A 13382-nucleotide genomic window follows, 5' to 3' on the forward strand; every position below is an offset into this window, starting at 1 on the left:
AACGACCAACTTTCATTGACGCCAAACGGCGCTCTCCACACCTTCCAACAACAACCGGGGCCACCATGAAACCACCATGTCCTTCGCCGACGGGCCGGCGAAAAACCCGATGCGTGCCTTTGCTCTTGCTGTCGCTCTTGCTGCTAGCGGCGAGCCTTTCCACCGTCCAGGCAGCACCCCAGCTGAGCGGCCCAGACATCCTGCTCGAAGGGGTCGCCACCGACGTCCAGGCCAGCGGACTTGATCCCGACCGCCCCTGGCACATCGACGACGGCACTCGCCGCCATCCGCTCGAGGTCGACGCAGACGGGGTCGCTACGCTCAGCCTGACCGTCACCGACGGCCCACGCACCCTGTCGCTTTACGACGCCTCCAACACCCCCGCCGCCACCCTCGAACTCGACCCTGTTCCCGCCTGGCTCTCGCTACTGCCTGCCCTGACCGCCATCACCCTGGCGCTGGCCTTCCGCCAGGTCATCCTGGCGCTGTTTGCCGGGCTGTTGCTCGGCGGCTGGGTGCTCCACGGCATGAACGCCGGCGCCCTGCTCGGCGCCTTCGGTGACTCGGTCAACGTCCACGTGCTGTCCGCCGCCAGCGACAGCGACCATATGTCGATAGTGCTGTTCTGCCTGCTGATCGGCGGCATGGTCGGCATCATCTCGCGCAACGGCGGCACCCGCGGCATCGCCGAGCGCATCGCGCGAGTGATCCGTGGACGACGCCAGGCGCAGAATTCTACCGCGCTTTTGGGTCTGGCCATCTTCTTCGACGACTACGCCAACGCTCTGATCGTCGGCAACACCATGCGCCATATCACCGACCGCGTGAGGATCTCGCGGGCCAAGCTGGCCTACCTGGTGGACAGTACCGCCGCACCGGTGTCCGCGATCATGCTGGTGACCACCTGGATCGGCTTTCAGGTCGGACTGATCAGCGAGGCGATGGATGCCATCGATGACTGGAACGAGTCCGCCTACTCGGTGTTCGTCAACGCCATTCCCTACAACGCCTACCCGATCCTGGCGCTCGCCTTCGTCTTCCTGGTGGCCTGGAGCGGTCGTGACTTCGGCCCCATGCTCACCGCCGAGCGCAAGGCACTGTCCGAGCCCGGCGCCCGCCAGGCACTGAGCAGCCGGGAAGCCATCGTCGAGGAAGCCGACATCCCCACCAAGGAAGGCATTCCCACCCGGGCGCTGAACGCGGTGATACCAATGATCGTGCTGGTGGCGATCACCCTGGGCGGGATCTACGCCACCGGCCTCGATGCCCTCGGTGGCGGCGACCATCAGCTGCGCGACATCTTCGGCGAGGGCGACTCCTTCAGCGCCATGATGTGGGGTTCGCTGGCGGCCTGCGTGACGGCGGTGATCATGACCCAGGCGCAGCGACTGATGAGCATGACCGAAACCGCCCACTACTGGTTCGAGGGCGTCAAGTCGATGCTGCTGCCGATCACCATCCTGATGATGGCCTGGGCCCTGGCCAGCGTGAACGAGGACCTGCACACCAGTGACTTTCTGGTCACGGTGCTGGGCGATAGCCTGTCACCGCAGTGGATGCCGGCGGTGATCTTCGGCCTGGCCGGCTTCACCGCCTTCGCCACCGGTTCGTCATGGGGTGTCATGGGCATCATGATGCCGCTGGTGGTACCGCTGGCCTGGGCCGTACTCGAGCACAATGGCATGGCCGGCACCGCCGAAGGCATGCCGCTGCTGTACGCCTCGGTGGCGGGAGTACTGGCCGGCGCGGTGTGGGGCGATCATTGCTCGCCGCTGGCCGAGACCACCCTGCTTGCGGCCATGGCCAGCGGCTGTGATCTGATCGACCACGTCAGGACGCAGCTACCCTACGCCATGCTGGTCGGCATCGTGGCGCTGCTGTTCGGCGCACTCGGCACCGGTTTCGGCCTGCCCTGGTGGCTGGGCCTGGCGGGAGGCGTCGCCACCCTGACCGCGGTGCTGTTCACCCTGGGCCAGCGCGCGACCGCGGCAACGAAGGTAGCGACGGCCAGCGACGCCAGCGCCTGAGCGCCTCCGGGCGCTGGCGAGCCAGCGCCCGCTCCGTCTAGCGTGCCGACTTCCACTACCTCTACCACACAACGACAGCGCCGCCCTCCTGGGGCGGCGCTTTCGTTGGGACGACTTGAGGTGTTGTGACGACGTTGACAAAGGGTGCCAGCACGACGTGGTGACCCTGTGACTACGGCACCGCTGCCATCTGCTAAGTGATGGGTCGCCAGGAGGCCTGGGGCGATGACCCCGTCGCAGGCTTACTCCTGCTCTTTCATCATCTCCTGACGTTTTTCGGTGGCGGCCGCACTGCCTTCGAGCAGTTCGGCGTTGTAGCCATCCATCTTGCCCTCGGCATTGCCCGGGTCCGAGGAGCCCTCGAGCATTTCCTGACGCTTCTCGGTAGCCGCGGCGGACCCTTCCAGCAAGGTCTCGTTGGTCTGATCCATCATGCCTTCACCGGGCTGAGAACTGGCCGCCTGCTCTTCCATTTCCTGGCGATGCTCATCCTGGGCACTAGACTCCGCCAGGGCCGTCGCCGCGCCCAGAGACAGCAGCGAACCCGCAAGCACCAGCATCAAAGACGAACGCTTGATCACCATGGTCTTCTCCTTCGATTCCTTGAGAGGGGAGATCCAACTGCGAGCATCAGGGGCGATCCTCACCGTTTGAGCATAGAAGGATCTTTATGCCTGTCGAGGCAGCGGACAGCTTTTCCCCACCGACAGTGGTAAGTCGGCACAGTATTCATCGAAGCAGGCAGAACTTAGCGTCAAACACACCGCCGGGCTGACGTCATTGTCCAACTCGGCACGACTGCCAGGCCGACACCGACGCCCAGGACATTACTGCGTCGCACAGGCAGCGGCAAAGCCCTTGAAGATGGCGTCATACAGCGGATGGGACTGGGGCTCCCACTCCGGATGCCACTGTACCGCCAGGGTGAACCCCGGCGCGTCAGCCACCGAGATGGCTTCCACCAGCCCGTCCGGCGCCAGCGCCTCGACGCGCAGCCCCTCACCAAGTCGATCGACACCCTGCTGATGCAGCGAGTTGACCCGCGCGCTGGCCTCGGGGTAAAGCGCGGCCAGACGGCCACCTGGCTGAATCTCGAGGCCGTGTACCGGCGCATACTGCTCGGCCTTTTCACCCTCCGGCTCGCGGTGATCCAGCCGCCCCGGCACCCGCTGCACCGCCTGGTGCAGACTACCGCCGAAGGCCACGTTGAGCTCCTGAAATCCTCGACAGATGCCCAGGAGCGGCAATTGCTGCTCCAGCGCCAGCGGCACCCAGCTCATGGCGGCGGCGTCGCGATCCACGTCGTCCCGGGTATTCTCCGGTTCGCGTTCAGCACCGTAGCGCTCGGGCAGTACGTTGGTGTAGCTGCCGGTCAGCACCAGGCCATCGAGGCGCGCCAGCAGCGCCCGGGCATCTTCCTGGCCCTGCCCTTGCCACACCGGCAGCATGATCGGTTCAAGACCGTAGTCACGCAGGGCGCGCAGATACTTGTCGGTCACCATGTGGGCCGGGTGCCCCTCGACCTCTCGACGGCAGGCGATGACGCCAACCAGCGGACGAATGTTCATCGAACTCCTCGCAGCTCTATCCGTTGTTATGGTTTCCTCAACATACCTTGGTCGGATTTTCTTGCCAAGCCCGGCGCCGAAAATCTTGACAGAAAGACTATCAACTATCTGTTTCTAAGTACTTAAATAAAACAAAGGACCTCTCAACACCTCGACAAACCCCTCACCTCTACGCGTAAATAATTTGACACCATGGCCCGGTCAGCGAAACACTAGCCACATCACAACGAACCAACAAAAGGTGACAGCATGGGCACCCCCAGCGTCGACGAAGCTCGCGACTTTCTGGCCCGACATCCCGAGGTCGACAGCGTAGACCTGCTGATCAGCGACATGAACGGCGTGCTGCGCGGCAAGCGCATCCCCCGTGACAACCTCGAAAAGGCCTACGCAAGCGGCATCCAGCTCCCCGGCTCAGTGTTCGCCCTCGACATCACCGGCAATACCGTCGAGGAAACCGGACTGGGACTCGACATCGGCGATCGCGATCAGGTCTGCCGCCCCATTCCCGGCACCCTGATGGTCACGCCCTGGCAGCGCAAGGGACGCCAGGCGCAACTGCTGATGAACATGCGCGATGACCAGGACGGCCCCTTCTTCGCCGATCCCCGCAACGTGCTGGCGCGCCAGGTCGAGCGACTGGCCGAGCGCGGCCTCAAGGCGGTGGTCGCGCTGGAGCTCGAATTCTATCTGGTCGATCGCCAACGCGACGAGATGGGTATGGCCCAGCCCTGCCGTTCCCCGGCCAGCGGCGAGCGGGCGAGCGATAGCCAGCTATATTCGATCAACGAACTCGACGAGTACGCCGACTTCCTCGAGGAGGTGCACGCCGCCGCCCAGCTACAGCAACTGCCGCTGGACACCGCGCTCAAGGAATGCGCCCCGGGGCAGTTCGAGATCAACCTGATCCACGGCGATGACGTGATGAAGGCCTGCGACAGCGCGGTGCTGCTCAAGCGCCTGATCAAGGGCGTGGCATTGCGCCACGGCTTCGAGGCCACCTTCATGGCCAAGCTGTACGGCGGCGAGGCCGGCAACGGCATGCACGTCCACATGAGCCTGATCGACGAAAGCGGCGACAATGTCTTCGCCGACAGCGATGGCGACCCGCTGGGAACCCCTGCCTTGCGTCATGCCATCGGTGGCCTGATGGAGCTGATGCCTGCTTCGATGGCGCTGTTCGCGCCCAATCTGAACTCCTTCCGACGTTTCCAGCCCGGCCTCTATGTGCCGATGACGCCGACCTGGGGCTACGATAACCGCTCGGTGGCACTGCGGATCCCCTCTGGAGCCAACGCCGCCCGCCGGGTAGAACATCGAGTAGCCGGAGCCGATGCCAACCCCTATCTGCTGCTGGCCACCCTGCTGGCCTCGGTCTGTCACGGTCTGGATACCGCTGTCTCGCCGGGGGAGCCCGTCACTGGTAACGCCTACCGCCAGTACGAGCCCACCCTGACCAACAGCTGGTCAAAGGCCCTCGACCTGCTGGAGCAAAGCGAACCGCTCGGAGAAGCCTTCGGCCAGGCGTTTCTCAAGGTGTTTCTGGCCAACCGTCGCGCCGAGCGCGAACTGGCCATGCAAAGCGTCAGTCGCCTGGAGTACGACTGGTACCTGCGCCACGTCTGAGCGCGGGAAATCACGACGCTAACGCCCCGGACTCCCGTACCGGGCAGGGACGCCCTGTGCGCTCGCCCGGCACGAACGCAAGACCTCAACAACCCGATATAACTCACAGCAATCACGGGTACCTCCCCTCATGACAACCACAACGCCCCTTGTCATCGATCCAGGCCTCGCACTGGAGGTGACGCCATGACCCAGACCAACGCACCGTCCACCCATCCCTTCGCCCCCGGCAAGCCCAGCCAGAAGGGCAAGGGTCGTACCTTTGCCATGGTCGCAGGACTCATTGCCCTGGTGGCCGGCCTGACCTTCCACCACGAAGCCGGCACCCCCTTCGGCTGGATCAGCCTGGTGCCTTCGCTGATCGTGCTGGTGGTGGCGATTGCCACCCACAGGACCCTGGAGGCCCTGGCCATCGGCGCGCTGTCCGGGCTTATCCTGATCGAGCCGAGCGACTATATCGGTGCCCTGGCCGACGTCTCGCTGTCGGTCATGATGAACGAGACCATCGCCTGGCTGATCCTGGTATGCGGCCTGATGGGTGGCTTTATCGCCATGCTCGAGAAGTCCGGCTGCACCCTGAGCTTCAGCCACTTCATGAGCCGCCTGGTCAAGACCCGCCGTCAGTCACTGCTGTGCACTGCGGTACTGGGACTCTTGATCTTCATCGACGACTACCTCAATGCGCTGGCGACCTCGGCGGCGATGAAGCGGTTGACCGACCGTTTCGGCGTATCGCGGGAAAAGCTTGCCTATATCGTCGACTCCACCGCCGCCCCGATCTGCGTCCTGGTGCCGATCTCGACCTGGGCGGTGTACTTTGCCGAGCTGCTGGAAACCAACGGCGCCACCGATGGCCCCGGCATGTGGCTGTACATCCAGTCGATTCCCTACATGCTGTATGGCTGGGTCGCCATGGGCCTGGTCTTTCTGGTGGCCATGAGCATCGTGCCTGACCTTGGCCCGATGAAGACCGCCGAGGCCCGCGCCCGCGCCGGCCAGACGATTCCCGACGGCGCCCCGGATGAGCCGCTTGGCGACGACACCCCGCGTGGCAACCCCTGGCTTGGCCTGTTCAACTTCGTCGCCCCGATGGCGGTGCTGATCGGCGCCAGCGCCTACTTCGAGATCGACCTGCTCAAGGGCGTCATCGCCGCCACCCTGTTCACCATCGTGCTGTTCCTGATGCAGCGCCTGTCCACCTTCTCGAGCCTGATGGACTCGATCATGGACGGCTTTCGCACCATGATGCTGCCGCTGGCCATCGTCGCCGTTGGCTTCGTGCTCAAGGAGGTCAACGACCAGCTCGGCATGACCCAGTTCATGATCGACGCCCTGGCGCCCTACATCACCCCGGCGCTGCTGCCGGCCATCGTCTTCATCTCCATGGCGGTGGTGGTATTTGCCACCGGATCGTCCTGGGGCGTGTTCGTGATCTCGATCCCCATCGTGATCCCGATGGCCGCCCATATGGAGGTGGCGATGCCACTGGTGGTGGGTGCCCTGCTGTCGGCCTCGAGCTTCGGTAGCCACGCCTGCTTCTTCTCGGACTCCTCGGTACTGTCATCCCAGGGCAGCGGCGTCCTGCCGATGCAGCACGCCCTGACCCAGCTGCCCTACACCCTGATCGGGGCAACCGTCACCAGCCTCGGCTTCGTGGCGCTGGGCTACGCACTGGTGTAGTCACAGTAACTGCGGCCCCAGGCCATCCAGCGAGGGCGGAGTGGGGCCCTCGCGACCTACATGCCGTCCTTTCGGGCCAACGCCCGGATGGGCGGCATTCTGGTGACTGTTCGGCAATGCTACAGCCACCCCATGGCCTGCATCGCCTGCTTGGCAGACACCAGCACGTAGCGTACGCACACAAACCCCACCAGGCTGAGTGCTAGGGTATAGGGTGCGGCCATCCACACCATGCGGCCGTAGGAAAGGCGAATCAGCGGTGCCACCGCCGAGGTCAGCAGAAACAGAAAGGCTGCCTGGCCATTGGGCATCGCCACCGACGGCAGGTTGGTGCCGCAGGCCACCGCCACGGCCAGCAGGTCGAACTGCTCGGCGCCGATGCGCGCAGCGCTTAAGGCCGAGTGGATTTCGCTGATGTAGACGGTGCCGACGAAGACATTGTCCGAGACCATCGACAGCAGACCATTGATCACGTACACCAGGCCCAGCTGCTCACTGCCTTGGCGTGACAGCACCAGCTCGATCACCGGTGCAAACAGATCCTGCTCGATGATCACTGCCACCACCGCGAAGAACACCACCAGCAGGGCGGTGAAGGGCAAGGCTTCCTCGAAGGCCTTGCCAAGGGCGTGCTCCTCTGTGACGCCGAGAAAGGCGCTGGCCAGCACGATGACGGCAAGCCCGATCAGCCCCACCGACGCCTCATGGCGAGCCAGCGCCACCACCAACCAGACCAGCACCGCCGCCTGCACCCATAGCCTGGCCACCTCGATCAGCGACTGGCCTGCCCGCTCCTGGCGATCGTGCTCGACCAGGATGGCGCGTACCTTGGCCGGCAGACGCTGGCCGTAACCGAAGCAGCGCAGGCTTTCCACCAGCAGGCAGGTGGCAAGGCCTGCGACCAGCACCGGCAGAGTGACAGGCGCCATGCGCAGCACAAATTCGCCAAAGCCCCAGCCAGCCTGCTCGGCGATGATCAGGTTCTGGGGCTCACCGACCATGGTCGTGACACCGCCAAGCGCGGTCCCCATGGCGGCGTGGAGCAGCAGCGAGCGCAGAAAGCGACGATAGTCGATCAGGTCCTGGTGGCTGACCTCGGGAAGCCCGCTATCATCGCTGTGGTCATGATCGTCGTGCTGCCCCTTCATCGACGCCACCCGATGATAGATGGCGTAGAAACCCACCGTCACGCTGATCACCACCGCGATCACCGTCAAGGCGTCCAGAAAGGCGGAGAGCGCTGCCGTCGTCGCGCAGAAGCACAGCGACAGCAGACGCTTGGACGTGACGCCGATCAGCAGGCGTGTGAACGCCTTGAGCAACAGCTGCTTCATGAAGGTGATGCCCGCCACCATGAACACCAGCAACAGCAGGACATCCAGGTTGAGCGCCACCTCGTGCATCACACTGTCGGGGCCGGTCATGCCGATGGCCACCGCTTCCAGTGCCAGCAGCCCACCAGGCTGCAACGGATAGCACTTCAGCGCCATGGTCAGGGTGAAGATGAATTCGACCAGCAACAGCCATCCCGCAACGAATCCCCCAGACCAGGCATAGACCAGGGGATTGATCAGCAGGCAGATCAGGATGGCGGTCTTGTACCAGTCCGGCGAGGGACCGATAAAGTTGCGAAAGAAGGCCTGGGGCAGCGTCGTCACCATCGACCGGCTCCTTGTCGATACGGCGGCGTTTCAGTATGCCGGTGAAAAGCGGCGTAATCCGCGTGACTGCGTCAACAAACCGCCCTGAACCAACGGAGTATCGGCTTGTCACGCCTACCACGCCGGGCTAGCGTGAAAGACGCCACCACACCGATGAGGAATCGCCTGTGAAATGGGCTCGCACCAGCCGTGACAAGATGCACCATCACGCCGATACCATCGGCAACCTGCTCGTGGAAGGCTTTCACTACCTGGGACTCTTCGTCATCGGCGGGATGATCGCCTGGGCCTCGGTGGTCGCCTTCCTCGACATGCTGACCAGTGGCCACGCCAGCGTCGACGACATCCTGCTGCTGTTCATCTATCTTGAGCTGGGCGCCATGGTGGGCATCTACTTCAAGACCAATCACCTGCCGATTCGCTTCCTGTTGTACGTCGCCATCACCGCCCTGACCCGCTACCTGATCGGTGACATTTCCCACCACCCCAAGCCCGACGCCGGTCTCTTGTACCTGTGCGGCGGCATCTTCCTGCTGGCCCTGTCCGTGCTGGCGGTGCGCTTCGCCTCCTACAAGTACCCCTCCAGCAAGCCCATCGACGCCCTCGGCAAGGTGGTCAACAAGACCAACAGCGATCTGTAGGGCGCCCGGGATCGGCGCCCCTGCCCACGTTCACGTTCACGTTCACGTTCAGGTTCACAACTACAGCGACAACAACAGCCCCCGCCAGCCAGCATCGAAAGATACCGGTTGACGGGGGCTGGGTGTTTACGCGAAGGCTGAAGACCGGAACCAGGTTCCCGTCAGGACTCGATCAGCGCTCTATCAGGACTTGTCGGGGGCACCCCGGACCACGTCCCACTGGGGCTGACCCTGCTCGATCAGCACACGCTCGCCGTCGGGCGCCTGCTCCAGACGCGCCACCTGACGCACGCCGTCATACTCCCAGGCCACGTCGTAGCCCAGGGTCTTTTCACGGGTGTCGTTGACGGTGTGGCACCGCTGTTCGGTGGTGGTATAGGTCTGGCCGGCCTCGACCCGACGCTGCACTTCGCGTCCGGCGAAACCACCGCCGATGGCACCGGCCACGGTGGCGATCTTGCGGCCGCTGCCACCGCCGATCTGGTTGCCCACCAGGCCACCGACCACCGCACCGGCAGCGCTGCCCAGAATACTGTGCGGGTCCCGGGTCGGCGCCTGGCGTGTCACCTGAACGTTCTCGCAGACCTCTCGCGGCGTGGAGACGGTCTCGGTGACCGGCGTGACGGCGGTAATATCGGCGAACTGCGGCCCCTGGGGCGCCTGCTGCACCTGCCAGGCGCCAAATGCCAGGCCACCAAGGCCAAAGACCGCGAGGGTGGAACCGACGATGATCGACTTGCTCATGCTGTTCTCCTTGCTCCGCCAGGACGCTCGCTTAGCGTGCGAGAGGCGCCACGGCAGATGTCTTGGCGATGTGATAGCTCTATCCTAGCCGTTATCGAACACCGTTCGAAGAACCATGGAGCCACTTGCAAGTTGTTTGTGAGGCTGTCGCAACTCACCGACAAAGGTGCCCCCAATCGGCGACGACAGGCGCTGCTGCCCTCGCCTCTCATGCCATTGGCACACCCCCTGCCCACACATCACAACGCCTCGCTGCCAGAGGCAGCGAGGCGTTGGGCGAGACGCGACAATGGGGCTCTCAAGCCAGGAGCGCGGGTCACGGAGCGATCCCGCTGCCATTGTCTTACCCGCACTATCAGTTGCAACGGCCTGCGGCAGCGACTATGGCAAGGCCCCGTGACACCGACCAGCGGCTAGATGCCGAGCTTGTCCCGGGTCTGGTAGTACCAGGCGCCGATGGCGGACAGCGGCACCCTGAGCATGCGGCCGCCAGGGAACGGCAGGTGCGGCAGGCCGGCAAAGGCATCGAAGCGCTCGTCACGTCCGGTCATCACCTCGCTGATCAGGCGACCGGCCAGGTGGGTGCAGGTCACGCCGTGGCCGGAGTAGCCCTGGGCGTAGTAGACGTTGTCATTGATCACCCCGAACTGGGGCAGTCGGTTGAGGGTCATCAGGAAGGTCCCGCTCCAGGCGTAGTCCACCTTGACCGTCTTGAGCATCGGGAATGTCTTTTCCATCTTGGGACGAATGACCGCCTCGATGTCCTGGGGGTCCTCGCCGCCGTAGTTGACTCCCCCGCCGTAGATCAGGCGGTTGTCGCGGGTCAGGCGGAAATAGTCGAGCAGATAGTTGCAGTCTTCCACCGCCATGTTGTTGGGCAGAAGCTCCCGGGCCAGGTCCTCGCCGAGCGGCTCGGTGGTGATGATCTGGGTGCCGCAGGGCATCGACTTGGCCTCGAGCTCCGGCATCACGCCGCTCATGTAGGCGTTACCCGCCATCACCACACGCTCGGCGCGAACGCTGCCGTTGCGGCTCTTCAGTACCACCGGCTGGCCGTGTACCAGCGACTCCACCGGGCTCTGCTCGAAGATCACACCGCCCAGGGATTCCAGCGCCGCCGCCTGGCCCAGTACCAGGTTCAGCGGATGCAGGTGGCCGCCGGAGTGGTCCACCAGGGCACCGGTGTAGCGATCGCTGCCCACCTCGCGGCGACAGGCGTTGCCTTCCAACAGTTCCAGCCCGTCGTGGCCGTAGCGCTGCCACAGCGCCTGATGCTCTCGCAGCCCCTTGAGCTGGCGCTCATTGCAGGCGGCGAACAGGTTGCCTTCACGCAGGTCGCACTGGATGTCGTAGCGGGCGATGCGCTCACGGATGATGCGATTGCCCTCGAAGGCCATGTCGCCGAGGGCACGCGCGGTGTCGGCGCCGTACTTGTCCTCGATCACGTCCATGTCGCGGCTGTAGCTGTTGACGATCTGACCGCCGTTGCGGCCCGAGGCGCCGTAACCGACCCTGGCCGCCTCCAGTACCACCACCTTGAGGCCCTGCTCCGCCAGATGGAGCGCGGCGGAAATGCCGGTGAAGCCGGCCCCGACCACGCAGACATCACAGCTTACCTCTCCCTCGAGGGCCGGGCGCTGGGGTGAGGCATTGGCCGAGGCGGCATACCAGGACGCGGCATGCTGGACCTCGGCGGCCCCTCCACGGGGATCGGTAGCGGTGGAACGGCTGGACATGACGGACTCCCAAAGTGGTTATTTTATTCAACACTAGATCGCATTCTACGCGGAAAAAGGAGACATCTTCAAGATAAAGACATGGAATAATCACCACCACACACCGACGCCATAGCCCCACAACGCAGCGAGCCAGGCACCTGGCCTGGCTCGCTGATGGTGCCTCATGCCACCGTCTCGGGCTTGCGCCACTTTCTCTGGATCGCGCCACCTTCTCAGGCCTACACCACTCTGTGAGCTTCGCGCCACCTTCTCAGGCTTGCGCCACCCCAGGACGTCCTCCTAAGCCGCGGCTCACACCCGCAGCAGCAGGTGCTCACGCTCCCAGGACGAAATCACCTGAAAGTACTCACGGTGCTCGGCCCGCTTTACCGCCAGGTAGCTGTTGGTAAAGCGCTCGCCGAGGATACCTGCCAGGGTGTCACACTCGTGCAGCAGGTCCAGCGCCGGCCCGATATCGTCAGGCAGCTTGTTGCCGCCGGACCAGGCCGAGCCGACCATGGGCGGGCGGGGCTCCACCTGGCCGAGCATGCCAAGGTAGCCACAGGCGAGTGACGCCGCCATGACCAGGTAGGGATTGGCGTCGGCACCGGCCAGTCGGTTCTCGACCCGGGTGGCCTCGGGCCCGGAGACCGGCACGCGCAGGCCCACGGTACGGTTGTCCATGCCCCACTCGACGTTGATCGGCGCCGAGCCCGAGGTCTCGGTACGCAGCAGCCGCCGGTAGGAGTTGACGTTGGGGGCCAGCAGCGGCATCGCCGAGGGCAGGTAGCGCTGCAGGCCGCCGATGAAATGGTGGAACAGACGGCTGGGCTGGCCATCCTCGCCGGCAAACAGATTTCGTCCGCTGGCCGGGTCGATCAGGCTCTGGTGAATGTGCATCGAGCTGCCCGGCTCATTGGCCATGGGCTTGGCCATGAAGGTGCCGTACATGCCGTGGCGCAATGCGGTCTCGCGCAGCACCCGCTTGAACAGCACCACCTGGTCGGCCAGCGCCAGCGGATCACCGTGCTGGAAGTTGACCTCCATCTGCCCGGCGCCCTCTTCGTGGATCAGGGTATCCAGATCCAGATTCATCGCCTCGCAGTAGTCGTACATCTCCTCGAACAGCGGATCGAACTCGTTGACCGCATCGATGGAGAAACTCTGGCGGCTGCTTTCCTGGCGACCGGTGCGCCCCACCGGCGGCTCCAGCGGGTAGTCGGAGTCGGTGTTGGTCTTGACCAGGAAGAACTCCACCTCCGGTGCCACCACCGGGACCCAGCCACGTGCCTGGTACAGCTCCAGCACCCGCTTGAGCACATAGCGCGGCGCCAACTCCACCGGCTCTCCGCTCAGATAGTGGCAGTCGTGGATGATCTGGGCGGTAGGATCGTCGGCCCAGGGCACCAGGAAGACGGCGTTGGGGTCAGGCACCAGCTCCATGTCCCGCTCGGCAGGATTCCAGAAGCGGATGTCGTCATCGTCGGGATAGCCCCCGGTGACGGTCTGGATAAAGATGGAGTCCGGCAGGCGCGGTCGTCCGCCGTTGAGGTACTTGCCCGCGGGCATGATCTTGCCCTTGAGGATGCCGGTAAGGTCGGTGACCAGGCACTCGACCTCGGTGATGCCGTACTGCTTGAACCAGTCGCTGAGCGCTGGGCTTTCCTGGCGGTTACTCATGAGAGTGTTCCGTTACGTGAGTGTCTCACTCGGTGGC

General features: G+C 64.3%; 10 protein-coding genes. 4 read left to right on the forward strand and 6 right to left on the reverse strand.

Going from position 1 to position 13382, the window contains the following annotated elements; translation table 11 throughout:
- Positions 1 to 113: 113 nt before the first annotated feature.
- On the forward strand, positions 114 to 2027 hold the full coding sequence (locus tag NFG58_RS12995) for a Na+/H+ antiporter NhaC family protein (protein WP_348826677.1): 1914 nt from the start codon (positions 114 to 116) through the stop codon (positions 2025 to 2027).
- Between the two features lie 242 nt (positions 2028 to 2269).
- On the opposite strand, the gene NFG58_RS13000 is transcribed toward NFG58_RS12995, so the two are convergent.
- Positions 2270 to 2611: a hypothetical protein gene (locus tag NFG58_RS13000; RefSeq protein WP_348814460.1), complete on the reverse strand. Its 342-nt coding sequence runs from the start codon at positions 2609 to 2611 to the stop codon at positions 2270 to 2272.
- 243 nt (positions 2612 to 2854) lie between these two features.
- Complete coding sequence (locus NFG58_RS13005; protein ID WP_348826678.1) at positions 2855 to 3595, reverse strand: gamma-glutamyl-gamma-aminobutyrate hydrolase family protein; 741 nt, start codon at positions 3593 to 3595, stop codon at positions 2855 to 2857.
- Positions 3596 to 3844: 249 nt separating this feature from the next.
- Here NFG58_RS13005 and NFG58_RS13010 point away from each other — a divergent pair, with 249 nt between their 5' ends.
- Positions 3845 to 5221, forward strand: a complete 1377-nt coding sequence (locus tag NFG58_RS13010) for a glutamine synthetase family protein (RefSeq protein ID WP_108448974.1) — start codon at positions 3845 to 3847, stop codon at positions 5219 to 5221.
- Between the two features lie 186 nt (positions 5222 to 5407).
- Complete coding sequence (locus NFG58_RS13015; RefSeq protein ID WP_348826679.1) at positions 5408 to 6901, forward strand: Na+/H+ antiporter NhaC family protein; 1494 nt, start codon at positions 5408 to 5410, stop codon at positions 6899 to 6901.
- 119 nt (positions 6902 to 7020) lie between these two features.
- On the opposite strand, the gene nhaB is transcribed toward NFG58_RS13015, so the two are convergent.
- Positions 7021 to 8562 carry a sodium/proton antiporter NhaB gene (gene nhaB / locus NFG58_RS13020; protein WP_348826680.1) on the reverse strand — a complete coding sequence of 514 codons (1542 nt, stop codon included), beginning with the start codon at positions 8560 to 8562 and terminating at the stop codon, positions 7021 to 7023.
- Positions 8563 to 8729: 167 nt separating this feature from the next.
- Here nhaB and NFG58_RS13025 point away from each other — a divergent pair, with 167 nt between their 5' ends.
- Positions 8730 to 9203: a phosphate-starvation-inducible PsiE family protein gene (locus NFG58_RS13025; RefSeq protein ID WP_197037120.1), complete on the forward strand. Its 474-nt coding sequence runs from the start codon at positions 8730 to 8732 to the stop codon at positions 9201 to 9203.
- Between the two features lie 183 nt (positions 9204 to 9386).
- On the opposite strand, the gene NFG58_RS13030 is transcribed toward NFG58_RS13025, so the two are convergent.
- The 3 genes from NFG58_RS13030 to NFG58_RS13040 form a co-directional block, all read right to left on the reverse strand.
- Positions 9387 to 9947: a glycine zipper 2TM domain-containing protein gene (locus NFG58_RS13030; protein ID WP_045995242.1), complete on the reverse strand. Its 561-nt coding sequence runs from the start codon at positions 9945 to 9947 to the stop codon at positions 9387 to 9389.
- A 413-nt stretch (positions 9948 to 10360) separates the two neighbouring features.
- Entirely contained in the window at positions 10361 to 11683 is a 1323-nt protein-coding gene (locus tag NFG58_RS13035; protein WP_348826681.1) for an FAD-binding oxidoreductase, read from the reverse strand.
- Between the two features lie 294 nt (positions 11684 to 11977).
- Complete coding sequence (locus tag NFG58_RS13040) at positions 11978 to 13345, reverse strand: glutamine synthetase family protein (protein WP_348826682.1); 1368 nt, start codon at positions 13343 to 13345, stop codon at positions 11978 to 11980.
- Positions 13346 to 13382 lie beyond the last annotated feature (37 nt).

The sequence above is a fragment of the Halomonas sp. RT37 genome (assembly GCF_040070525.1).
Classification (GTDB): domain Bacteria; phylum Pseudomonadota; class Gammaproteobacteria; order Pseudomonadales; family Halomonadaceae; genus Halomonas; species Halomonas litopenaei.

What these genes read in the sequence shown, in the direction of transcription:
- NFG58_RS13035 (WP_348826681.1), bottom strand. Translation starts at nt 11,683, where the DNA reads ATGTCCAGCCGTTCCACCGCTACCGATCCCCGTGGAGGGGCCGCCGAG.
- NFG58_RS13015 (WP_348826679.1), top strand. Translation starts at nt 5,408, where the DNA reads ATGACCCAGACCAACGCACCGTCCACCCATCCCTTCGCCCCCGGCAAG.
- nhaB (WP_348826680.1), bottom strand. Translation starts at nt 8,562, where the DNA reads ATGGTGACGACGCTGCCCCAGGCCTTCTTTCGCAACTTTATCGGTCCC.
- NFG58_RS13030 (WP_045995242.1), bottom strand. Translation starts at nt 9,947, where the DNA reads ATGAGCAAGTCGATCATCGTCGGTTCCACCCTCGCGGTCTTTGGCCTT.
- NFG58_RS13005 (WP_348826678.1), bottom strand. Translation starts at nt 3,595, where the DNA reads ATGAACATTCGTCCGCTGGTTGGCGTCATCGCCTGCCGTCGAGAGGTC.
- NFG58_RS13000 (WP_348814460.1), bottom strand. Translation starts at nt 2,611, where the DNA reads ATGGTGATCAAGCGTTCGTCTTTGATGCTGGTGCTTGCGGGTTCGCTG.
- NFG58_RS13010 (WP_108448974.1), top strand. Translation starts at nt 3,845, where the DNA reads ATGGGCACCCCCAGCGTCGACGAAGCTCGCGACTTTCTGGCCCGACAT.
- NFG58_RS13040 (WP_348826682.1), bottom strand. Translation starts at nt 13,345, where the DNA reads ATGAGTAACCGCCAGGAAAGCCCAGCGCTCAGCGACTGGTTCAAGCAG.